At 42.1% G+C, this 21,789-nt stretch carries 23 protein-coding genes; 12 read left to right on the forward strand and 11 right to left on the reverse strand.

Features of this window, described 5'->3' with window-relative positions; translation table 11 throughout:
* Positions 1 to 14: 14 nt before the first annotated feature.
* From ACERCG_RS01930 to zipA, 4 genes are all read right to left on the reverse strand, one after another.
* Positions 15 to 1,175 (reverse strand): hypothetical protein, encoded by a 1,161-nt coding sequence (locus ACERCG_RS01930; RefSeq protein ID WP_373610396.1) that lies wholly within the window; start codon positions 1,173 to 1,175, stop codon positions 15 to 17.
* Between the two features lie 60 nt (positions 1,176 to 1,235).
* Positions 1,236 to 2,252 carry a UDP-glucose 4-epimerase GalE gene (gene galE, locus ACERCG_RS01935; RefSeq protein WP_373610397.1) on the reverse strand — a complete coding sequence of 339 codons (1,017 nt, stop codon included), beginning with the start codon at positions 2,250 to 2,252 and terminating at the stop codon, positions 1,236 to 1,238.
* A gap of 77 nt (positions 2,253 to 2,329) precedes the next feature.
* Positions 2,330 to 4,387 carry an NAD-dependent DNA ligase LigA gene (ligA, locus tag ACERCG_RS01940; protein ID WP_373610398.1) on the reverse strand — a complete coding sequence of 686 codons (2,058 nt, stop codon included), beginning with the start codon at positions 4,385 to 4,387 and terminating at the stop codon, positions 2,330 to 2,332.
* A gap of 65 nt (positions 4,388 to 4,452) precedes the next feature.
* Positions 4,453 to 5,367, reverse strand: coding sequence for a cell division protein ZipA (zipA, locus tag ACERCG_RS01945; protein ID WP_373610399.1), 915 nt, complete (start codon positions 5,365 to 5,367; stop codon positions 4,453 to 4,455).
* Between the two features lie 113 nt (positions 5,368 to 5,480).
* Between zipA and cysZ the strand changes: the two genes are divergently transcribed.
* Together cysZ and pnuC are read left to right on the forward strand one after the other, a co-directional pair.
* A complete protein-coding gene (gene cysZ / locus ACERCG_RS01950) occupies positions 5,481 to 6,359 on the forward strand; it encodes a sulfate transporter CysZ (RefSeq protein WP_373610400.1) in 879 nt (292 codons plus the stop codon).
* Positions 6,360 to 6,437: 78 nt separating this feature from the next.
* Positions 6,438 to 7,178: a nicotinamide riboside transporter PnuC gene (gene pnuC / locus ACERCG_RS01955; protein ID WP_373610401.1), complete on the forward strand. Its 741-nt coding sequence runs from the start codon at positions 6,438 to 6,440 to the stop codon at positions 7,176 to 7,178.
* A 58-nt stretch (positions 7,179 to 7,236) separates the two neighbouring features.
* Here the strand turns inward: pnuC and malQ are convergent, their stop codons facing one another.
* Complete coding sequence (gene malQ / locus ACERCG_RS01960) at positions 7,237 to 9,294, reverse strand: 4-alpha-glucanotransferase (RefSeq protein ID WP_373610502.1); 2,058 nt, start codon at positions 9,292 to 9,294, stop codon at positions 7,237 to 7,239.
* A 64-nt stretch (positions 9,295 to 9,358) separates the two neighbouring features.
* Complete coding sequence (gene purD, locus ACERCG_RS01965; RefSeq protein ID WP_373610402.1) at positions 9,359 to 10,645, reverse strand: phosphoribosylamine--glycine ligase; 1,287 nt, start codon at positions 10,643 to 10,645, stop codon at positions 9,359 to 9,361.
* A gap of 232 nt (positions 10,646 to 10,877) precedes the next feature.
* Here purD and rpsF point away from each other — a divergent pair, with 232 nt between their 5' ends.
* The 4 genes from rpsF to rplI are packed head-to-tail and all read left to right on the forward strand — an operon-like array spanning position 10,878 to position 12,268.
* On the forward strand, positions 10,878 to 11,252 hold the full coding sequence (rpsF, locus tag ACERCG_RS01970) for a 30S ribosomal protein S6 (protein ID WP_005598107.1): 375 nt from the start codon (positions 10,878 to 10,880) through the stop codon (positions 11,250 to 11,252).
* Positions 11,227 to 11,601: a primosomal replication protein N gene (gene priB / locus ACERCG_RS01975; RefSeq protein WP_373610403.1), complete on the forward strand. Its 375-nt coding sequence runs from the start codon at positions 11,227 to 11,229 to the stop codon at positions 11,599 to 11,601. Before rpsF ends, priB begins: the two co-directional genes overlap by 26 nt.
* Positions 11,576 to 11,803 (forward strand): 30S ribosomal protein S18, encoded by a 228-nt coding sequence (gene rpsR / locus ACERCG_RS01980; RefSeq protein ID WP_005598105.1) that lies wholly within the window; start codon positions 11,576 to 11,578, stop codon positions 11,801 to 11,803. The genes priB and rpsR overlap by 26 nt, the downstream gene beginning before the upstream one ends.
* 15 nt (positions 11,804 to 11,818) lie before the next feature.
* Entirely contained in the window at positions 11,819 to 12,268 is a 450-nt protein-coding gene (rplI, locus tag ACERCG_RS01985) for a 50S ribosomal protein L9 (RefSeq protein WP_373610405.1), read from the forward strand.
* A 60-nt stretch (positions 12,269 to 12,328) separates the two neighbouring features.
* Here the strand turns inward: rplI and dnaQ are convergent, their stop codons facing one another.
* The 5 genes from dnaQ to ACERCG_RS02010 form a co-directional block, all read right to left on the reverse strand.
* Positions 12,329 to 13,102, reverse strand: coding sequence for a DNA polymerase III subunit epsilon (gene dnaQ / locus ACERCG_RS01990; RefSeq protein ID WP_373610406.1), 774 nt, complete (start codon positions 13,100 to 13,102; stop codon positions 12,329 to 12,331).
* 14 nt (positions 13,103 to 13,116) lie between these two features.
* Positions 13,117 to 13,395, reverse strand: a complete 279-nt coding sequence (locus tag ACERCG_RS01995; RefSeq protein WP_373610503.1) for a type II toxin-antitoxin system RelE/ParE family toxin — start codon at positions 13,393 to 13,395, stop codon at positions 13,117 to 13,119.
* A gap of 7 nt (positions 13,396 to 13,402) precedes the next feature.
* Positions 13,403 to 13,594, reverse strand: a complete 192-nt coding sequence (locus ACERCG_RS02000) for a hypothetical protein (protein ID WP_373610407.1) — start codon at positions 13,592 to 13,594, stop codon at positions 13,403 to 13,405.
* A 70-nt stretch (positions 13,595 to 13,664) separates the two neighbouring features.
* Positions 13,665 to 15,335 carry an energy-dependent translational throttle protein EttA gene (ettA, locus tag ACERCG_RS02005; RefSeq protein ID WP_373610408.1) on the reverse strand — a complete coding sequence of 557 codons (1,671 nt, stop codon included), beginning with the start codon at positions 15,333 to 15,335 and terminating at the stop codon, positions 13,665 to 13,667.
* An 81-nt stretch (positions 15,336 to 15,416) separates the two neighbouring features.
* Positions 15,417 to 16,325 (reverse strand): AraC family transcriptional regulator, encoded by a 909-nt coding sequence (locus ACERCG_RS02010; protein ID WP_373610409.1) that lies wholly within the window; start codon positions 16,323 to 16,325, stop codon positions 15,417 to 15,419.
* A 99-nt stretch (positions 16,326 to 16,424) separates the two neighbouring features.
* Here ACERCG_RS02010 and ACERCG_RS02015 point away from each other — a divergent pair, with 99 nt between their 5' ends.
* From ACERCG_RS02015 to ACERCG_RS02040, 6 genes are all read left to right on the forward strand, one after another.
* Positions 16,425 to 16,766, forward strand: a complete 342-nt coding sequence (locus ACERCG_RS02015; RefSeq protein WP_373610410.1) for a carboxymuconolactone decarboxylase family protein — start codon at positions 16,425 to 16,427, stop codon at positions 16,764 to 16,766.
* A 42-nt stretch (positions 16,767 to 16,808) separates the two neighbouring features.
* Entirely contained in the window at positions 16,809 to 17,141 is a 333-nt protein-coding gene (locus ACERCG_RS02020) for a rhodanese-like domain-containing protein (RefSeq protein WP_373610504.1), read from the forward strand.
* 263 nt (positions 17,142 to 17,404) lie between these two features.
* On the forward strand, positions 17,405 to 17,986 hold the full coding sequence (gene rsxA, locus ACERCG_RS02025; RefSeq protein ID WP_373610411.1) for an electron transport complex subunit RsxA: 582 nt from the start codon (positions 17,405 to 17,407) through the stop codon (positions 17,984 to 17,986).
* The gene (gene rsxB / locus ACERCG_RS02030; protein ID WP_373610412.1) at positions 17,986 to 18,603 is read left to right on the forward strand and encodes an electron transport complex subunit RsxB; all 618 of its coding nucleotides are present in this window, start codon (positions 17,986 to 17,988) and stop codon (positions 18,601 to 18,603) included. Before rsxA ends, rsxB begins: the two co-directional genes overlap by 1 nt.
* Entirely contained in the window at positions 18,590 to 21,142 is a 2,553-nt protein-coding gene (gene rsxC / locus ACERCG_RS02035; RefSeq protein ID WP_373610413.1) for an electron transport complex subunit RsxC, read from the forward strand. The genes rsxB and rsxC overlap by 14 nt, the downstream gene beginning before the upstream one ends.
* On the forward strand, positions 21,135 to 21,770 hold the full coding sequence (locus tag ACERCG_RS02040) for a trimeric intracellular cation channel family protein (protein ID WP_373610414.1): 636 nt from the start codon (positions 21,135 to 21,137) through the stop codon (positions 21,768 to 21,770). The genes rsxC and ACERCG_RS02040 overlap by 8 nt, the downstream gene beginning before the upstream one ends.
* The last annotated feature ends 19 nt before the right edge of the window (positions 21,771 to 21,789 follow it).

Raw genomic sequence — 21,789 nt, forward strand, 5'->3', positions numbered from 1 at the left:
GTGCCACTTTATTTTTATTGGTTTTCAGCAATCCATATCTCGCCATTGTGTAATAATAAGTAGGCTCTGTCAGGTGTTGCTTTGGTTTTTTTGATTTCAGCAGGCAGCTCTGTTGTTAATTCAGATAGATTGCCATTTGTATCAAGTATCACAACCTGACGATATCCTGCTTTAGGTATGACAGCAAAGTGATCTGTAGCTGCGACTAAATTTGTTTCATAATCACCATAGCGGTGGTTGCTTAAGCCGGAGGTAATAAAACGTTCGGTTAAGCGGTTGCCCTTGAGGCTGTATTCGACCAAATTACCTTTTAAATGCGGCATTTGGATGGCATAGAGCTTATTGTTAAAGCTAAATGGCGATTGCCAACGGTTAGTTGGCAGTGGCTCACTTTCTGCTTCTATCAATAATTTGCCTTCTTTAAGGCTAATTACAGCGGTACTGGCTCCATTACCGTCTCCAGCTATTACGGAAATCAATTTGGTTTTTCCATTTTCCGTTAAAGTCGCAAAACGATTTGCCTCAAAAACTCGCCCTTTCTGAGTTAGTTTTTCTGCTAATGGTTTAAGGGTATGGCGTTCTAGGAATTGAATTTCACCTGCCTCTATATCATCGCCTAATACACCGTGTTGATAGGTGGCATTATCAGGCTTTGCAAGCACGGCAATATGCCCTTGGTTAGGGGGGGCTGAGTCAAAATCAATTTGCTGAGGGTGAGCATCAGGCAACACTTCTGTTTCGGATATGGCGGTAATTTTTGCTTGGTTTCCTTGCGTTTCAATTCTGGCTAACTTAAATTGCCCGTTTTGTTTAGTTACAGCAATGGTGGCAAAATTAAGGGCAGTCATTGTTGCTTTTGGAGCAAGTGGAATATCGGAAGTATAGATTTTATCTGCCGTCCACAACATAAAATATCCGTTCTTATCCGCTAACGCAATTCGTTGGTGCTGGGCTTTGGGTTCAATCTCAGTTGAAACGCCATCTGCTAATTTTTGAGCTTGATTAACCATCTTCCATAGTTCATTTTGACGATTAATAAAGATTAATTCGCCTTGTTCTGAGAGATCAAATTGGCTCACTTTCCCGATTTCAGTGAGAGCCAGCGGAGAAAGCTGAACTTCGGCGAATAGCGAAGCCGAGAAAAAGCTCAAGATTAATGGGATAGATTTTTTCATCAGGATTACCTAAAAGAGAATATTAAAATGATAAAGGGAGATATTATCTCCCTTTGTGTTTTAACCTTTATATCCATTCGGATTATTCTTTTGCCAATTCCAAGTGTCTTTCATCATTTGCTCTAAGCCACGCTTGGTTTTCCAGCCGAGTTGTTCGAGGGCTTTTTGAGGAGCAGAGTAGCAAACGGCAATATCGCCCGGGCGGCGGTCGGTAATTTTATATGGAATAGTAATACCATTTGCGTTTTCAAATGCTTTTACCATATCTAATACGGAATAGCCTGTGCCTGTGCCTAAATTATAGATGTGGAAACCAGCATCGCCTTGGTGTTTTTCTAATGCTTTTAAGTGCCCGATAGCTAAATCAACAACGTGAATATAATCACGCACGCCTGTACCATCGTGAGTAGAATAATCGCCACCAAAGACAGAAAGTTGTGGTAATTTACCCACTGCAACTTGGCTGATAAATGGCATTAGGTTATTTGGAATGCCGTTCGGATCTTCGCCAATTAAGCCGCTTTCGTGAGCCCCCACCGGGTTGAAATAACGCAATACTACCGCACTTAATTGTGGGAAGGCTTTAACGGTATCTTCAAGAATGCGTTCCACCATATATTTTGATGTGCCGTAAGGGTTAGTTGTGCCGCCTACAGGGCAAGATTCCACAATTGGAATGATTTGAGGATCTCCATAAACGGTTGCAGACGAGCTAAACACAATCGTATTCACGTTTGCTTTTAGCATTTCTTCTACTAAAACAATCGATCCCGTCACATTGTTTTGATAGTAACGTAGTGGCTCTCTCACGCTTTCGCCCACAGCTTTTAAACCTGCGAAGTGAATAACCGATTCAATTTGATTTTCCGCGAAAATCTTGCGTAACATATCGCGATCTAAAATATCGCCTTGATAGAATCTTACGCTTTTACCCGTAATTTGTTTTACACGTTCAAGCGAAACCTCAGAGGAGTTAGAGAGATTGTCTAACACCACAATTTCACGGTTTTCGTTTAATAACTCAACTAAGGTATGAGAACCGATGTACCCCGCACCGCCTGTTACTAAAATTGCCATTTTGTGTTCCTTTTTGCAAAGTTTGTTACGAAAGTTACCGCTTGTATTCTAGACGTTTTTTACTATTTTGACGAATATTAATTCTGTGTTAGTTCAATAAAATCTTGCTCAGTTAAAATCTGAATACCCAATTCTTGGGCTTTAGCTAGTTTTGAGCCTGCTTTTTCGCCTGCGATGAGATAGTCGGTTTTGCTTGAAACCGAGCCTGATACTTTGCAGCCTAGACTTTGTAATAAGGCTTTGGCTTCATCACGGGTCAGCTGAGTAAGCGTGCCTGTTAATACCACGTTTTTGTCTTTTAGTGGATTATCGGCAATTTCAGTTTTAACCACGTTTTCCCAGCGTACGCCTTGAGCAATTAAATCTTCCACTACTTCCACATTATGCGGCTCTTGCCAGAAGCTCACAATACGGTTTGCTACCACTTCGCCCACATCTTGTACCTCTTTTAATTGCTCAAAGTTGGCTTGGCGGATTGCTTCTAAACTGCCAAAGTGGTTCGCTAAGTTGAGAGCGGTTGCCTCGCCCACTTCACGAATACCTAGTGAGAATAAAAAGCGAGGAAGGGTAGTATTTTTCGCTTTTTCGATGCTATTTAGTGCATTTTGAGCTGATTTTTCGCCCATTCTCTCAAGTCGCATTAAGGTTGTGTGATCGAGCTTGAATAGATCGGCTGGCGTTTTAATTAACTCACGAGACATTAACTGTTCAATCAGTTTCTCGCCCATGCCGTCAATATCCATTGCTTTGCGAGAAACGAAATGTTTCAATGCCTCTTTACGCTGAGCCCCACAGAATAAACCGCCCGTACAACGAGCCACCGCCTCGCCTTCTACCCGAACAACCGCAGAGTTACAGATAGGACAAGCGGTCGGAAATTCAATTTTTTTTGCATTTTCAGGTCGGCGTTCAGCAACCACCCCTGTAATTTGTGGGATCACATCACCTGCACGGCGAATAATCACAGTATCGCCAATGACAATACCTAAACGTTCAATTTCATCGCCATTGTGGAGCGTGGCATTACTTACTGTTACGCCTGCCACAAACACAGGCTCTAATTTAGCCACAGGCGTGATTGCCCCTGTTCGTCCAACTTGAAACTCGACATCTTTTAAAACCGTCATCTGCTCTTGAGCAGGGAATTTATAAGCAATCGCCCAACGGGGAGAACGGGAGATAAAACCAAGCTGTTCTTGTAAGGCGATATCATTGACTTTTAACACTGTGCCATCAATATCATAGCCTAGCGTTGGGCGTTTAGCTTGAATGTCGGCATAATAAGCTAAGAGTTCCGCTTTGCCTTGAGCTAATCGGATTTCATTATTGACGGGAATGCCAAACGATTTCAGCCATTGCAAACGCTCAAACTGAGTGTTTGGCAATTCATCATCACTTTCATAAACACCAATGCCATAAGCATTTAGCACAAGTGGGCGTTGGCGAGTAATTTTCGGATCTAACTGGCGTAACGACCCAGCCGCCGCATTACGAGGGTTAGCAAAAACTTTCTCACCTTTGGCTAAGGCTTTTTCATTTAACTCATTGAAACCAACTTGGGGCATAAACACTTCGCCACGAATTTCTAAACGAGCTGGTGGATTAAGCGTATTGAGTTTTAACGGAACATTACGAATGGTGCGGATATTTGCCGTAATATCTTCGCCTGTTGTGCCATCGCCTCGAGTTGCCGCACGGGTAAGTAAGCCATTTTCATACAAAATACTCACGGCTAGGCCGTCTAATTTTGGCTCGCAGCAGAAGACTAATTCGTTTGGATTAGCCGTAATATAGCTCTCCATTCGGCGTAAAAAACCGTCTAAATCTTCATCGCCAAAGGCATTATCTAACGAAAGCATTGGGATTTCGTGCGTAACTTGAGCAAAACCAGCTAATGGTTTTGCACCCACTCGTTGCGTTGGAGAATCGGCGGTAATCAGCTCTGGGTGTTGCCATTCAATATTTTTCAGCTCGTTCATTAAGCGATCATATTCTGCATCTGGCACACTTGGATTATCTAAAACGTGATATTCAAATTCGTATTGACGTAATTTTTGGCGAAGTTGTTCGATTTGTTCAACTAACGTTAGCGTTGTATCTTCTTCAAATAAAGAGCCTTGACTAAATAAAGACATTGGTAAAATTCTCTACAAAAAAGACCGCTTGTAACAAGCGGTCGGAAAAACAATTATTTTTGCAATTAGTGCATTACTCGTTGCATATAACGTTGGCGAGATTCTTCGCTAAATGGCTGCTGAGCATCGTCATATAAATAACCGCCGAGCGATGATGCCAAGTGTTCTGCATTGCTTAGTAATAATTTCATATTCACAATATCATTGCCTTCAGTTGGTAATTGCATAAATAGCACCAAGCCTGCGGTTGAGAAGTTAGCGATATTATGTAAATCAAATGTACCCGGGTTCATTAAGTTTGCTGCACTGAAAATAATCGGGCTGAGCGAATCGTCAATGTGTTGATGGCGGTGGAAAATTTGGTGTTCGCCAAAACGCAATCCAACTTCTTCCAAGTAGTGAACCACATAGTCGCCACGAAATAGCTCATTTTGCGGTGCATAAACATAGAGCGTTACAAATGGATTTTCTTCTTCTGTTGCTTGCACTGCATCGGTTTGTTCTACCGCTGAAACTTGAGCTTCTTCCTCAGGCACAAGTTCAGGGGTTATTGAGACATTAATCGTTGGGTTCGCAAAATCAGGCGTATTTTGAATATGTTGCTGATTAGAAATTTGCTGACCATAAGTACTACCGGCAGGTTCTGCCATAAGTTGCTGAAAAGGCTGTACGGGCTGAATTTGAGGCTCTCCCGGTAAGCTGATTTTGATATTTTGCAATGAGCTTTCCACTTCCTGTTGGATTTGTTGTGGATTTTCTTCTGGCACAGACATTGCTTGATATTCATTCGCTTGTGGTTGCAATGAAGCAGGAATAGGGCTATTTAGCTCATTACTTGGTGGAGGCACAACAACAGGTCTACTTGAAAATGTATTTGAGAAAATGTTCGATTTTTCACGGCGGGCAGACCAAATACTAAAGCCGATTAAGATCGCAATCAATAATCCGGCTAGAATAAAGAAAATAATATGTAGTTCCATTGTGTCCTCTTTATTTTAAATAATTAGTAAAAAATACATTTTCATATTTGCGAAAATAATGTGCGTAGCTTACCATATTCTAACAAATTTTTGATAAAAAATAAGGAATGATTATGTCTTCTGCTTTTTCACAGCCTCAAACTCAAGTAGGGCTTGGTTTCCACTACTTTATTTATGGCTGGAAGTTGTTACTACAACGTCAATTTTTACCCTTTGTTATTTTCCCGATTTTGATTAATACAGTGCTAATGGTGGGGCTGATTTGGGCATTTTTTGCCAATATTGGTGGATTATTAGCATTGATGTTACCAGGTTGGTTGGAATGGCTAAGTTTTATTCTAATTCCACTGATTTTTTTAATGATCTTAGTTGGATTTTATTTTGCCTTTACCACATTGGCAAACTTCATAGCAGCTCCTTTTAACGGTTTACTGGCTGAAAAAGTAGAGCTACAACTTACGGGCGAGCCATTGGGCGATATGTCTTTCGGAGCAATGCTAAAAGATGTGCCAAGAATGTTAAAGCGTGAATGGCAAAAAATGATGTACAGCATTCCAAGATTAATTGCCCTTTTTGTGCTTGGATTTTTGCCTGTGGTAGGGCAAACCATTGTGCCTATTCTTACCTTTATGTTTGGGGCGTGGTTGATTGCAATTCAGTATTGCGACTATCCGTTTGATAACCACAAAATCAGCTTTCAACGTATGAGAAATGCACTTGCACAATATCGTACCCTTAATTTTACCTTCGGTGCGTTAGTGAGCCTATTTACGATGATCCCATTTGTGAATTTAGTGGTAATGCCTGTGGCAGTTTGTGGAGCAACGGCGTTATGGGTAAATGAATATCGCCGTTTCTTCTTAAATAATCAAACAGGTGAGTTTAGCAAAGCCGACTACACTTTTAAACGCTCAGGAACGGCAGTCAGTACAGAAACTCGTTCAGGCGAGGTAAGTGTAGAGGTGAGAAAAGGCGATATTCAGCCTAAGTAAAATTCCCTTTACTTAATTTTGCTTTTTTGGTTTTTATGCTCTATGATTTGAAATGTATTTTTTACATCGGAGGCAGGTATGCACGACTCATCATTTTCAACAAAATTAAAACAAGAATTTTTTGGTGGCTGGACTAAATTTGAAGCGGGGTGGTTATTAACTTTCCTTGCGATACAAATTGCCATTTTTATTTATCAACCAGATAGCTGGATTGCCACCATTGCAGCAATCACTGGTATCTTGTGTGTTGTTTTTGTGGGTAAAGGGAAAATCAGCAACTACTTTTTCGGCTTAATCTCTGTTTCTCTTTATGCTTATATTTCATATACTTTTCAGCTTTATGGAGAAATGATGCTAAATTTACTGGTTTATGTGCCAGTGCAATTTATCGGCTTCTATTTCTGGCGTAAAAATATGACCAGCCAAAATACGGTAAATAACGCAGGGGTAGAGGAAGTGATTGCAAAAGCCTTAACCGCTAAGCAATGGGGGATTGTGATTATTTCCGCTATTGTTGGGACTTTCCTGTATGTTGAATTACTGAAATACTTAGATAGTGCTTTACCTGTGCTTGATGGGGCAACGGTAGTGATTTCAATTGTGGCTCAAATCTTAATGGTGCTACGTTACCGTGAACAATGGGCATTGTGGATTATCGTGAATATTATGACGATTTCACTTTGGGCGGCAATGTACTTCCAAAACGGCGAAACCAGCTTGCCATTGTTAGTGATGTATGTGATGTACCTGTGTAACTCCATTTACGGTTATTACAACTGGATTAAACTACATAGAAATCATCAGCAAGAGATTAGATGATGAAATACAAGCGGTTGTTTTTTGGTAAAAATTTACGAAAAAACAACCGCTTGTTACACTATTTCTTGCGAATGGCGTTGATGTCCGTAAGCAATTTTTGGATATCAGAGTTTGCAAAAATCTGATCGGTTGTTGCGGATAATTTTCTTCGCCAGTTTGGATACTCCGTACTTGTTCCCGGAATGTTCACAGGCTCTAACATATTCAGCCAATCTTCGGGCTGCGTGCCGAATAATGCACTGTTGGTGTGAGCCACATAGCGTTGTAATTGATGAGTAAATTTCATTGTTACCCCCACTTCATTCGGCTCAAGTTCCATTACCTTTTCCACGGCTGAGCGGATATTTAAACGGTCATAAGAGCGATCTTCTTTCAGCTTTCTCACCACAGCTTTACTTGGGTAAGTATCAAATTTTTCGCCTAACTCAAAATCATAACCTTTCCAATAGCCTTGAATAGTGGGTAAATCGTGCGTGCTAAGGGTAGTCATTGCTTGATAAGGGTAATCTTCCAGCGGTTTGACAGCATTTTCTGCTTTTTCAAAATAGAAAATGTTATAAGCAAAAATGCCTTTTTGCTCAAGAGCCTCTAAAATCCCTTCCGGCACAATGCCTAGTGCTTCAGCAATCACTAAACATTGATGACGTTGGCTCTCTAACGCCAAAATGGAAAGCAGAGCATCTAACGGGTAGCGAACATAAATCCCTTCTTTAGCCGATTCGCCATTTGCTACCCACCACATACGGGCAAAGCCAAGAATATGATCGATGCGTAACGCACCACAATATTTCATATTAGCACGCACTAAATCAATAAATGGCTGATAACCACGATTTTGTAAAATATGCGGGTGCATTGGCGAAAGCCCCCAACCTTGTCCATTCGGAGCAAGCATATCAGGCGGTGCTCCGATGGAAGCCTCTTGCACAAATAATGCCTTATCTGCCCACGTTTCTGCTCCATTATTGGTTACGCCCACCGCTAAATCACGGTAGAATCCAATCGGCATATTTAATGATTTGGCGAAACGATCACATTCGGCTAATTGCTGAATAGCGATGAATTGTAGCCACATATAAAAACGGACAAGTTCGGCTTGAGTTTGCTGAAATTCGGCAACTTTAGGCGCGTGATAATCTTGATATTCCTCCGCCCAATCAGCCCAACCACCGTGCTGACCAAGTTGTTCCGAAAAGTGTTGATGTAAGGCATCAAAAGTGGCTTGAATTTTTAACGATTCTCCCGATTGCTCAATAAAATCATCAAATTTTGCTTGGTTTTGGGTTGAAAATTGCTCAAAAGCAAAACGTAATGCGGTTAATTTGAGCTTGGTTACTGCACTATAATCCACATAATCTTTAGCCCTTAAGCTGGCAAGTTGCTGTTGAATATCCGTAGAGTTAAACCATTCTTGGGCTTTTTTTGATTGCTTGAATGCCTCAACGGCGTTGATATCAATATAGAGAATATTTTGCCATAAGCGAGAAGATGGGCTGTAAGGGCTTGCCCCTTCAGGATTAGCTGGAAAGAGAGCGTGAATTGGATTAAGCCCAACAAAATCTGCACCGTAATTGGCAATATTCGCAAGAAATTGCTTTAAATCGCCAAAATCACCCACGCCCCAGTTTTGGGCAGAGCGTAGGGTATAAAGCTGTAAAAACGCTCCCCATAATTTTTTCTGCTGCTGTAATGGAGCAGGTTGGAAAGCTTTTTCAGGAGTAACAATTAGAGAGCAATTTTCCTCTGTATTTGCTATTTTAAGGGAAAGTGTGTGATAGCCCAAAGGAAGATCTTTTGGTAGAGCTAAAATCGCGTCTTCACTTGTTTCAATTTCGCCTGTTAATTGGTCGCCATTTTCAAGTGTGATTGTCCAATGTGCTTTATCACCTGCAAAAGAAAGTGGAATTTCGACCGCTTGTTCCTCCATTGTTTGTGTAATCACTTTTACAAGCGGTAGGATTTTGTTATTTTTTTGCAAATCGGGAACGTTATTTAGAATTTGCTCGATTTTTTTAAATACGGCAGGGGTAGCTTGTTCCTTAATGTTAGGGTCGTAGAAGTACGTGTTTAGTGTAGAAGCTGTCATAATTTCCTTAGATTTTTTATTATAGGTTATAAAACAAGCGGCAATAATAACCGCAAAAATAAAGGCATACAATATCTTGTATGCCTTATGTTTTTTACTTCATTTGCTCTCTTTTTACCGCCCGATAACCAATATCTCTACGGTAGAATTTACCTTGCCATTGAATTTGCTCGGCAAGCTCTAAGGCTTTTTGTTGAGCCTCAAACACGCTGTTTCCTAAAGCGGTGGCACAAAGCACACGCCCGCCATTAGTGAGCAATTTGCCCTCTTTTTGTTCCACGCCGGCTAGAAATACTTTTTTATCTTGCGTAGCAGTTGGAATACCTGTGATTTCATCGCCTTTGCGGTAATCAGCAGGGTAGCCTTCGGCAGCTAACACAATGCCAAGAGCGGCTTGTTCACACCATTTTGATTGAATGGTATCTAATTTGCCCTCACAGGCTTTCAAGCAAAGCTCGACTAAATCTGATTCTAAACGCATCATAATCGGCTGGGTTTCGGGGTCACCAAAGCGGCAGTTAAATTCAATCACTTTCGGCTGACCATTTGGCATAATCATTAAACCTGCATATAAAAAGCCGGTGTAAGGATTATTTTCGCTTGCCATACCACGCACTGTTGGGTAAATAATTTCTTCCATTACACGGTTATGAATTTCAGCGGTTACAACTGGAGCTGGAGAGTAAGCCCCCATTCCGCCTGTGTTCAAGCCTTTATCGCCTTCGCCCACACGTTTATGATCTTGCGAGGTTGCCATTGGCTCAACATGTTCGCCATCAACCATTACGATGAAACTAGCTTCTTCTCCATCTAAAAATTCTTCAATTACTACACGGCTTCCAGCCTCGCCAAAGGCGTTGCCTGAAAGCATATCACGCACAGCATCTTCGGCTTCTTGTAATGTCATTGCAACAATCACGCCTTTGCCAGCAGCTAAGCCGTCCGCTTTAATCACAATAGGCGCACCTTTTTCTTTCAGATAAGCAAGGGCAGGTTCAACTTCGGTAAAGTTTTGGTATTCAGCGGTTGGAATATGATGGCGAGCCAAGAAATCTTTGGTAAATGCCTTTGAACCTTCTAATTGTGCGGCAGCTTGGGTTGGTCCGAAAATCGTTAAACCGTTGGCACGAAAAGCATCAGCCACGCCTACAACTAATGGGGCTTCAGGGCCGACAATGGTTAAGCCGATATCGTTTTCTTTGGCAAAAGCGACTAATGCGTTTAAATCTGTACCTGAAATCGCCACATTTTCAATGCCGTTTTCGGTGGCTGTTCCTGCATTACCTGGTGCAACAAAAACCTTGTCTGCTAATGGAGATTGGCGGACTTTCCACGCAAGAGCGTGTTCACGCCCACCATTGCCGATAATTAAAATGTTCATATAATTCCTTGATAAAATGAGAAAGCAAACGTTTGCGTATTGTACTTTATTTATTTGTTTGATGACAAGCGGTCGTTTTTTGCCAAAATTTTGCAAAAAGATGAATTGTTGCTTGCAAAATAGGCTTTTTCCAGTATAATTCCGCCGTTCAGTCACATCCGTTTTTTAATCCTTGCTTCCACAAGTTGGTGACTGGCTAAAGTTGGAGGCTGCTAACCCGTAAGGATAGTCAATGCGTCACTACGAAATCGTTTTTATGGTTCACCCGGACCAAAGCGAACAAGTACCAGCAATGATTGAGCGTTACACAGCATCTGTTAAAGAAGCTGGCGGTCAAGTTCATCGCTTAGAAGATTGGGGTCGTCGTCAATTAGCATACCCAATCAACAAACTTCACAAAGCACATTATGTGTTAATGAATGTAGAAGCACCTCAAAGTGTAATCGACGAGTTAGAAACTAACTTCCGTTATAACGATGCTGTTCTTCGTAACTTAATCGTTCACACTAAAGCGGCAGTAACTGAAGCATCACCAATGGTGAAAGCAAAAGAAAGCAAAGTTGCTGAAGCGGTAGCTGAAGTTGAATCAGAGGAAGCAGGCGAATAATTCGCCGATTGATAATTGTTTAACCTTAAGTGGCACAGTTTCCACAATGGTTAAGCAAAGCCTAAGCCCTCTTGGAGTTCCACATTACAGCTTTTGGTTGGAACATCGTTCAAATCAAATAGAAGTGAATTTAGAACGCCAAGCGTGGTGCAAAATCAAAGTGGTTTTGGCAGGCAGTCAATTTAGTTATTTAACCCAACAAATTAAGCTCGGTGAGCAAGTGAGAGTTAAAGGTTTTATCCATACTCACAAAGACTTTAACGGTTTAAATCAGTTAGTCTTACACACCGAACAGATTGAATTTATAGATCAGGAGAAGCCAAATGGCACGTTATTTCCGTCGTCGTAAGTTCTGCCGTTTCACAGCGGAAAATGTTGTTGAAATCGATTACAAAGATATCGCTACATTAAAGAACTACATTTCTGAAAGCGGCAAGATTGTTCCTAGCCGTATTACTGGTACTCGTGCGAAGTATCAACGTCAATTAGCTCGTGCAATCAAACGCGCTCGCTACCTTGCGTTACTTCCATATACTGATAACCACCAATAATCAGGAGAGAGTACAATGCAAGTTATTTTATTAGATAAAGTTGCTCACTTAGGTTCTGTGGGCGACCAAGTAACCGTTAAATCTGGTTTTGCTCGTAACTTCTTAATCCCACAAGGTAAAGCAGTTATGGCAACTGCAGCAAACATTGCTCACTTTGAAGCTCGTCGTGCTGAATTAGAAGCGAAAGCAGCTGATGCGTTAAACGCAGCTCAAGCTCGTGCAGCTAAAATTGCTGAAATCGCATCTGTATCAGTATCTGCAACATCAGGTGAGGATGGTCGTTTATTCGGTTCTGTTTCTGCGAAAGATATTGCTGAAGCATTAACAGCAGCTGGTGTTGAAGTGGCTAAATCTGAAGTTCGTTTAGGCGAAGGTCCACTTCGTACAACTGGCGAACACGAAGTTAAAGTACACTTACACCCAGAAGTGAATGCAAAAGTAACTGTAAACGTAGTTGCTGAATAATCAGTAAAGATGTTAAAAAACCCAGCTTATGCTGGGTTTTTTGATTTCTAACTCAGTCAGTTAGTGAAGTTGTTCGGCTTCTCCAGTAGCTTTCGCCCACAAACAATTCCCTTTAGATTTCTTTTCAATGATCTTTAATAAAGCTAAGTGTGATTCTTCCTCTTCATCGCTGGCTCTGAGAATAATTGCCTCATCAGGATTTAGGGTAATTACTGAAAATTCTTCTTCAATTTCAATAACTTCTGAGGTTGTTTCTACTTCTTCCTCGCCTAATAATGAAATCTGACCACCTGTCATCATTAAGAAAACATCGGCAAGAATTTCCGCATCCAGTAACGCCCCGTGTAATACACGTTTGCTGTTATCAATGCCTAAACGATCACACAACGCATCTAAATTGTTTCTTTTGCCCGGGTACATCTTCCGAGCCATTTGTAGGCTATCAGTAACAGTACACATCTCAGCCGTTTTTGCAGGCGGATTTGGCAAGTAGGAAAATTCTTGATCCATAAATGCCACGTCGAAGGGAGCATTGTGGATAATCAGCTCAGCCCCTTTGATAAATTCCAAAAATTCATCGGCAATTTCAGCAAAAGCAGGTTTATCTTGCAGAAATTCATTAGTAATACCGTGAACCGCAATCGCTTCTTCATCAACTTCACGGGGTGGCTTGATGTAAACGTGATAAGTTCTACCTGTTAATCGGCGGTTAATTACTTCAACCGCCCCAATTTCAATAATATTATGTCCTATCTGTGGAGGCCCGCCTGCCATATTCATACCTGTGGTTTCGGTATCCAGAACCACTTGGCGGACAATTTTTTCTTCTGTCATTTTAGTTTAATAAATTATGAATTTTCTAGACGTGGGTAAAGCCTAGATGAGTGAATGACGGTTAAAATATAAACATCATCGCCATACAAGCGGTAAATTATGCGGTAATTTCTGCAAAAAGTTTCAAAACGTTCATTATCTCGCCTTTTACCAATAGTTGGCATATAGGCAATTAAATCAAATTTTTCGTTCAGATCTTGCCACAGCGATACAGCACTAGTCCAGAAACCCGTAAAGTTTGAAACATCTCGTAAAATCTGTTCCACTTCTTTTTCAGCTTCTGGTGAAAGTATTCAATATCTAGCCATATACAGTCTCTGTGGAAAAAGATTTATACTGCTCGTTTTGTTCCCTTTCTAACTCTGAAAGTAATTTTTGCATTTTGAGTTGCATTTGGGCTTTACTTACACCTTTACCCTGTTCCATTGATAATTCTGCTTGGCGAATTTTTTCTGCTAAAAATTCATCATAGCCTTTTTCTTTGAAAATCATCGCTGCTCCTTTTTGCAAAGTTTTTCGATTATTTGACCGACTGTATAAGGTGGGATAAGCTCCCACCTACCTATTTAGCAATCCGTTTATATTTCACACGGTGCGGTTGAGTGGCTGCTTCGCCAAAGGTTTTCTTCTTCCACTCTTCGTAGTCGGAGAAGTTACCCTCGTAGAAAGTGACTTTGCCTTCATCGCCGTAGTCTAAAATGTGGGTGGCGATACGGTCTAAGAACCAGCGGTCGTGAGAAATCACCATTGCACAGCCTGGGAATTCTAAGATCGCATTTTCTAACGCTCGTAAGGTTTCCACATCAAGGTCGTTAGTTGGTTCGTCTAATAACAGCACATTACCACCACGTTGCAGAAGTTTCGCTAAGTGTAAACGGCCACGCTCACCGCCTGATAATTCTCCCACACGTTTTTGTTGGTCCACGCCTTTGAAGTTAAAACGCCCTACATACGCACGGCTTGGGATTTCAAAGTTGCCGATATTGAGAATATCTTGTCCGTTAGAGACTTCTTCCCACACGGTTTTCTTATCATCCATCGCATCACGGAACTGATCCACGCTTGCCAATACCACCGTTTCACCCATCACGATAGAGCCGCTATCTGGTTGCTCTTGCCCTGAAAGCATACGGAATAGGGTAGATTTACCCGCACCATTTGCCCCGATAATACCCACGATCGCCCCTTTCGGAATGCTGAATGAGAGATCGTCAATTAAAGTGCGGTCGCCGTAAGATTTCGTCAGGTTTTGCACTTCAATCACTTTATCACCTAGGCGTGGGCCCGGTGGAATAAAGAGTTCGTTGGTTTCGTTGCGTTTTTGGTATTCGCCGCTGTTAAGTTCTTCAAAGCGAGCCATACGAGCCTTGCTCTTCGCTTGACGACCTTTCGGGTTTTGACGCACCCATTCCAATTCTTTCTCAATCGATTTTTGACGAGCCGATTCCGCCGCTTGCTCTTGGGCTAAGCGTTTCTCTTTCTGCTCTAACCAAGAAGAGTAGTTACCTTCCCAAGGAATACCCTCACCACGGTCAAGCTCTAAGATCCAGCCTGCGACATTGTCTAAGAAGTAACGGTCGTGGGTAATTGCCACCACAGTGCCTTCATAGTCGTGTAAGAAGCGTTCTAACCACGCCACTGATTCCGCATCTAAGTGGTTGGTTGGCTCATCTAATAACAGCATATCCGGTTTTTCAAGCAATAAACGGCAGAGTGCCACACGGCGGTGTTCCCCTCCGGATAAATGCTCGATTTTTGCGTCCCAATCCGGTAAACGAAGAGCATCGGCTGCTCGCTCTAATTGGTTTTGCAAATTATGACCGTCGTGAGCTTGGATAATCGCTTCCAGCTCTGCCTGTTTTGCAGCAAGTTTATCAAAATCTGCATTTTCATCGGCATATTGAGCATAAACTTCATCAAGCTGAGTTAAAGCATTTTTCACTTCGGCAACCGCTTCTTCTACCGCTTCACGTACGGTCTGTTGCGGATCGAGCTTCGGCTCTTGCGGTAAATAACCGATTTTAATTCCCGGTTGTGGACGAGCTTCGCCCTCAAATTCTTTATCAACACCTGCCATAATGCGAAGTAAGGTTGATTTACCTGCACCATTTAGACCAAGTACCCCGATTTTCGCCCCCGGGAAAAAGCTCAGGGAAATATCTTTAAGAATATGACGCTTTGGCGGCACAACTTTGCCGACTCGGTGCATCGTATAGACAAATTGACTTGACATTGTTTGTATTCCTCAAAAAAAAATTCGCCCTATTTTACTTGAATTTTAGCGTGAAATATAGGGTAAAAGAGAGCCCGGCAGTTAATCTATGCCATTTCTTCGATAGCGGCTTGGTGTAGTGCCATATAGGTTTTTAAAGGCTTTGCTAAAATGTGTCTCTGATAGAAATCCGCAGGAAAGGGCAATCGTCAATACTGATGATGAGGAATTTTTTAACATCATTGCTGCTAATTGTAAGCGGATATTATGGACAAAGGCGTGAGGCGTTATTCCTATTTTTTGCTTAAATATCCGCATTAATTGCGCTCTTGAAATATGTGATATTTCTACCATTTTTTCAATAGTCCAATCTTGTTCAGGGCAAGATATAATTTGGCTGACAAGTGTACTGAGACGGTGATCTTGAATACTTTTGAGTATGCCTGAAACTGCTTCAGGTTTCTGTATCAAATAATGGCGTAGAAGATGAATTAGCAGCACATTAGATAGACTGTCTATAGCTAATTGTGAAATTTGTTCAGCTTTATCTACTTCTTGATGTAATAAATTAAGGATAGGCTGTAAAATTTGGTCAGAAAGATGAATGTAGATACAATCGGGTAAATTCATAAAGAGATCTGAATGTGGCTCATAGTAAAAATGTGCACAAAATAATTTAAGCTCATTGCCTTGACCATTAAAAATTTTGCGAATTTGTATCCCGCCTTTTTGCTCTATATCCGGCGAGCTCGGAAAAGGGTTAACATCTTTTGAGCTACTTAATTGATGAGCCGCTGAACGGCTAAGCAGTACAATATCGCCTTTCTGTAATTGCCGGCTTTCTCCATTTTCTAATTTCAACCAACCACAGCCTTCTGTAACGATATGCACTACTGCTTGATTGGCATGGTCGTGATGTTGAACCGTCCATTCCCCTTGAAAATGGCATTGTACATTCACTCCTCCTCGAATTTGTGCTAGCTGAACTAATTTATCAATATTTCCAATCATACGATTTCACCATAAATTGAGACTTTTTAATAAAAAATACATTCTAAAAATAGCAATAATAGCATTGCATTTTATTTAATCTAGAGGAGAAATGAGATAATGCAACAATTTACTGATTGGAAAGCCCATACTACTCATGTTAAAAAATCGTTTGGCAAGCTTGCGCAAGAACATCCAAAAATGTTTGAGGCTTATCGAGCATTAAATACCGCAGCAGCGGCAGAAGCTCTTGATGCGAAAACTCGTGAATTGATCGCTCTTGCTGTTGCAATTACCACCCGTTGTGAAAGTTGTATCAGTGTTCATGCAGAAGAAGCAGCAAAAGCTGGGGCGACAGAGAGCGAAATTGCCGGTGCATTGGCTACAGCTATCGCACTGAATGCAGGTGCTGCTTATACTTATGCACTTCGAGCAATGGAAGCCGTCGAAACACAAAAATAGAATGGAGGAAATATGCGAAAGATTCGATTACTCTCTGTATTAATGGCGTTATCCGCTTTACCTTTTGCCACTTTTAGCTATGCGGAGAAAGCACAAATTCAGCAACAGCAAACCAAAGCTGCAGGAGTATGGATTGATGTGCGTTCTGCTGAAGAATTTGCTCAAGGGCATTTGGAAAATGCAGTAAATATTCCGCATACAGAGATTTCAACACAAATTACTAAACTTAATTTGAGTAAAGATGAACCTATTCACGTTTATTGCCGTTCAGGCAGACGTTCTGAAATCGCATTAGATGAACTGAAAAAACTTGGTTATACGAATGTTACTAATCAGGGCGGATACAATGATCTTATCAAGAAAGGGTTGAAATAACCCCATACTCTAAAGGCAGGTTTTCATTTTCAGTTGATTATACTAAAAATGGAACCTGCTTTTCCTAATCTTAAGCCATAACCACCTACCTATTTGATCGATAACATTCTACCTCTGATTTTTTATTGTGAATGATGTAAAAACAGGGGATAATATCACGTTATTTTTTATTGAAATTTTCATAGCAAGCGGTCGAATTTTGCCAATCTTTTGCAAAAAATCACTCAAATTTAACCGCTTGTTCTCTTTATGTTGTGGAATTTATGGTCGATTATATTCTGTTAATCATCAGCACGGCACTTATTAACAACTTTGTTCTAGTGAAATTTCTAGGGCTTTGTCCGTTTATGGGCGTGTCGAAAAAAGTGGAAACCGCCATTGGAATGGGGTTGGCAACAACTTTTGTACTAACGGTTGCCTCACTCTCTGCCTATTTATTGGAAACCTACTTACTTGTGCCGTTAAATGCACAGTTTTTACGCACACTCGTATTTATTTTAGTGATTGCGGTGATCGTGCAATTAACCGAGATGATCGTACACAAAACCAGCCCAACTCTTTACAGATTACTAGGCATTTACTTACCGCTAATTACGACTAACTGTGCCGTACTTGGAGTGGCATTGTTAAACGTGAATTTGGCGAATAATCTCGTGGAATCTGTGCTTTATGGCTTTGGTGCCGCAGCCGGTTTCTCCCTCGTTTTAGTATTATTTGCAGCACTGCGTGAACGCTTAGCGGCAGCCGATGTGCCTCGCCCGTTTCAAGGGGCGTCTATCGCCTTAATTACCGCAGGCTTGATGTCGCTTGCCTTTATGGGCTTTACAGGATTGGTGAAACTCTAATGCTCGATTTACCAATTATCGCTTATATTCTTATTGCTATTGCTGTTATCGCACTGATTTTCGGGGCGATTTTGGGCTATTCCTCGATTAAACTGAAAGTTGAAGCTGATCCCATTGTTGAGCAGATTGATGCTTTATTGCCGCAAAGCCAATGCGGACAATGCGGCTATCCGGGCTGTAAGCCTTACGCCGAAGCCATTGCGAACGGCGATGTCATCACAAAATGTGTGCCGGGTGGGCAACCTTTGGTGGTTAATCTTGCCGAACTGTTAGGGGTAGAAGTGCCGCCGATGGAAGGAATGGAAGAACCCGAAGTCAAAGTGGCTTTTATCATTGAAGATCTTTGCATTGGCTGTACTAAATGTATTCAGGCTTGCCCTGTTGATGCGATTATCGGCACAAATAAGGCAATGCACACCATTATTCCTGATCTCTGTACAGGCTGTGAGCTTTGTGTTGCTCCTTGTCCGACAAACTGTATTGAAATGATCCCTGTTAAACAAACCACGCAATCGTGGAATTGGAAGTTCGACCAAAATTTAATTATTCCTGTGGTAAATACAACCGAATTACAGAAAAAATTAGTTACTGGCGGAGGAAAAAATGAGCAATCCTAATTTAGTGATTGAACGAATCCGCCAAAATAAAGAAACAGGTAAACTGTGGGATTTCCCAGGTGGTATTCACCCAATGGAAAACAAAGATCAATCCAACAGTAAGCCAATCCGTACCCTTAATTTACCTCGCTTTTTCTATGTGCCAGTTGTGCAGCATTCAGGTGTGGCGGGCGAGCTATTAGTCAAAGTAGGCGATTTGGTACTAAAAGGGCAACCGCTCACTAAAGGTGATCATTACCGCCAACTGCCCGTACACAGCCCAACGTCAGGGCGAGTGATTGGCATTGAGCCTTATGTATCTACCCACGCTTCAGGCTTACCTGAAATGACGATTATCATTGAAACCGATGGCAAAGATGAATGGGTAGAACGCCAGCCGATAGAAGATTTCTTAAGCCTTACAAGCGATCAAATTATCCAAAAAGTTTACCAATACGGCATTGCTGGCTTGGGCGGAGCGGTGTTCCCAACCGCAACAAAATTAAGCCTTGCGGATAAACGCTGCAAATTGCTCGTGATTAACGGGGCGGAATGTGAGCCTTACATTACTTGTGATGATCGATTAATGCAAGATTACACCCACGATCTGATTGAAGGCATTCGGATCTTGCGTTATGTACTTCGCCCTGAAGAAGTAGTGATTGCGATTGAGGACAACAAACCGCACGCCATTAAAGCCCTAGAAGATGCTCTAAAAGGCTCGAATGATATGTTTGTGCGAGCCATTCCGACTAAATATCCGTCAGGGGCGTCTGATCAGCTAATCCAAGTATTGACCGGGCTTGAAATCCCCGCAGGGCAACGCACCATTCAAATGGGCATTGTAATGCATAATGTCGGCACAGCTTATGCGGTTAAACGTGCGATTATTGATGACGAGCCGTTAATTGAACGAGTGGTTACGCTTACGGGCGATAAAATTCGCAATAAAGGCAATGTATGGGCAAGGCTCGGCACGCCAATTCAACACTTATTAGAGCAAGTGGATTATCAAGCTGACAAGCGTTTCCCTGTGTTTTTAGGTGGGCCGATGATGGGATTTATTCTGCCTTCATTGCAAGCACCTGTTACCAAAACGGTAAACTGTTTAATTGCCCCAGATCATTTTGAATATGCTCCGCCAGAGCCTGAGCGTAACTGTATTCGTTGTTCAAACTGTTCTGATGCTTGCCCAGTTGGTTTATTGCCACAGCAGCTTTACTGGTTTGCTCGTGCAGAAGATCACGATAAGTCTAAAGAATATAATCTCGATGCCTGCATTGAGTGTGGCGTTTGTGCTTACGTTTGCCCAAGCTATATTCCGCTTATCCAATATTTCCGCCAAGAAAAAGCAAAAATCAATGAGATTGAGGAAAAAGCTCGCAAGGCAGAAGAAGCAAAAATCCGCTTTGAGGCAAGAGAAGCCCGTTTACAAAAAGAACGAGATGCAAGAACGGCTCGCATCACACAAGCCGCTGAAAAACGTCGTGAAGAAGTGGCAAATGCAGGTGGCGTTGATCCTGTAAAAGCCGCTCTGGAACGTTTGAAAGCGAAAAAAGCGGCTGAAACAGCCCAAGAAAAGCCAACAGAAGTAAAAGCAAAACCTAACGGCGAGCCAGATAACAGCGATTTAATGGCACAACGCAAAGCCAGACGTTTAGCCAAACAGGCAGAAAAAGCGGTCGAAAAATCAGAAAATATTACAAATGTAGGGGCGAATAATCATTCGCCCGAACCAACAAAAAATACAGAAGCCGACCCACGCAAAGCCGCCGTTGCCGCAGCATTAGCACGAGCGAAAGCGAAAAAAGAAGCCCAACAAGCGGTCGAAAAATCGGAAAATATTGCAACTGTAGGGGCGAATAACCATTCGCCCGAACCAACAGAAAATACAGAAGCCGACCCACGCAAAGCCGCCGTTGCCGCAGCATTAGCACGAGCGAAAGCGAAAAAAGAAGCCCAACAAGCGGTCGAAAAATCGGAAAATATTGCAACTGTAGGGGCGAATAACCATTCGCCCGAACCAACAGAAAATACAGAAGCCGACCCACGCAAAGCCGCCGTTGCCGCAGCATTAGCACGAGCGAAAGCGACAAAAGAAGCCCACCACGCGGTCGAAAAATCGGAAAATATTGCAACGTTCGGGGCGAATAACCATTCGCCCGAGCCACCAGAAAATACTGACATCGACCCACGCAAAGCCGCCGTTGCCGCAGCATTAGCACGAGCGAAAGCGAAAAAAGAAGCCCACCAAGCGGTCGAAAAATCGGAAAATATTGCAACTGTAGAGGCGAATAACCATTCGCCCGAGCCAACAGAAAATACGGAAATCGACCCACGCAAAGCCGCCGTTGCCGCAGCATTAGCACGAGCGAAAGCGAAAAAAGAAGCCCACCAAGCGGTCGAAAAATCGGAAAATATTGCAACTGTAGGGGCGAATAACCATTCGCCCGAGCCAACAGAAAATACGGAAATCGACCCACGCAAAGCCGCCGTTGCCGCTGCTATTGCAAGGGCAAAAGCCCGTAAGCAAGCTCAACAGGAGCAAAAAGATGTTTAGCGAGCTAATTCCACCGCTGCCGTGGTCGTTCCTGTTTATTCAGGATTTAATCGGCACAATCGTGTTTGCGATTTCAGGGGCGATTGCGGCTCGCCAACACAAAATGGATATTTTCGGCATGTTTATTTTGGCATTTGTAACGGGCGTAGGCGGTGGCACATTGCGGGATATGATGATTGGCTCAACCCCTGTATTCTGGATGAAACAGCCGATTTATGTGTTGATGATTACTTTGGCAGTTGTGATTACTGCGATTTTCCGCAATCAAATTTCCCGCAAAAGTTGGCAAACTGGTTTGCTTGTGTTCGATGCGATTGGGCTTGGCGTGTTTACTGTCATCGGTGTGCAAAAAGGTTTAGATTTTGGGCTTCACCCACTTATTTGCGTAGCACTTGGCGGTGTAACAGGCTGTTTTGGTGGTGTAATTCGAGATATTTTACGAAACGAAGTACCGATTGTGCTACAAAAAGAGGTTTATGTCACTGCAAGCCTGATTGGCGGTGTGATTTTTGTAATGGCAAATTCATTTGGACTAGATAGCGATTGGGTTTATTTCGCTACTGTTTTTACGGTGATTATTATCCGTTTAATGGCGATTAGATTTAATTTGAATTTACCGAAGGTGTAACCTGTTTGTATGAGAGGCA

This window comes from Mannheimia sp. E30BD (genome assembly GCF_041807785.1).
Lineage (GTDB): Bacteria > Pseudomonadota > Gammaproteobacteria > Enterobacterales > Pasteurellaceae > Mannheimia.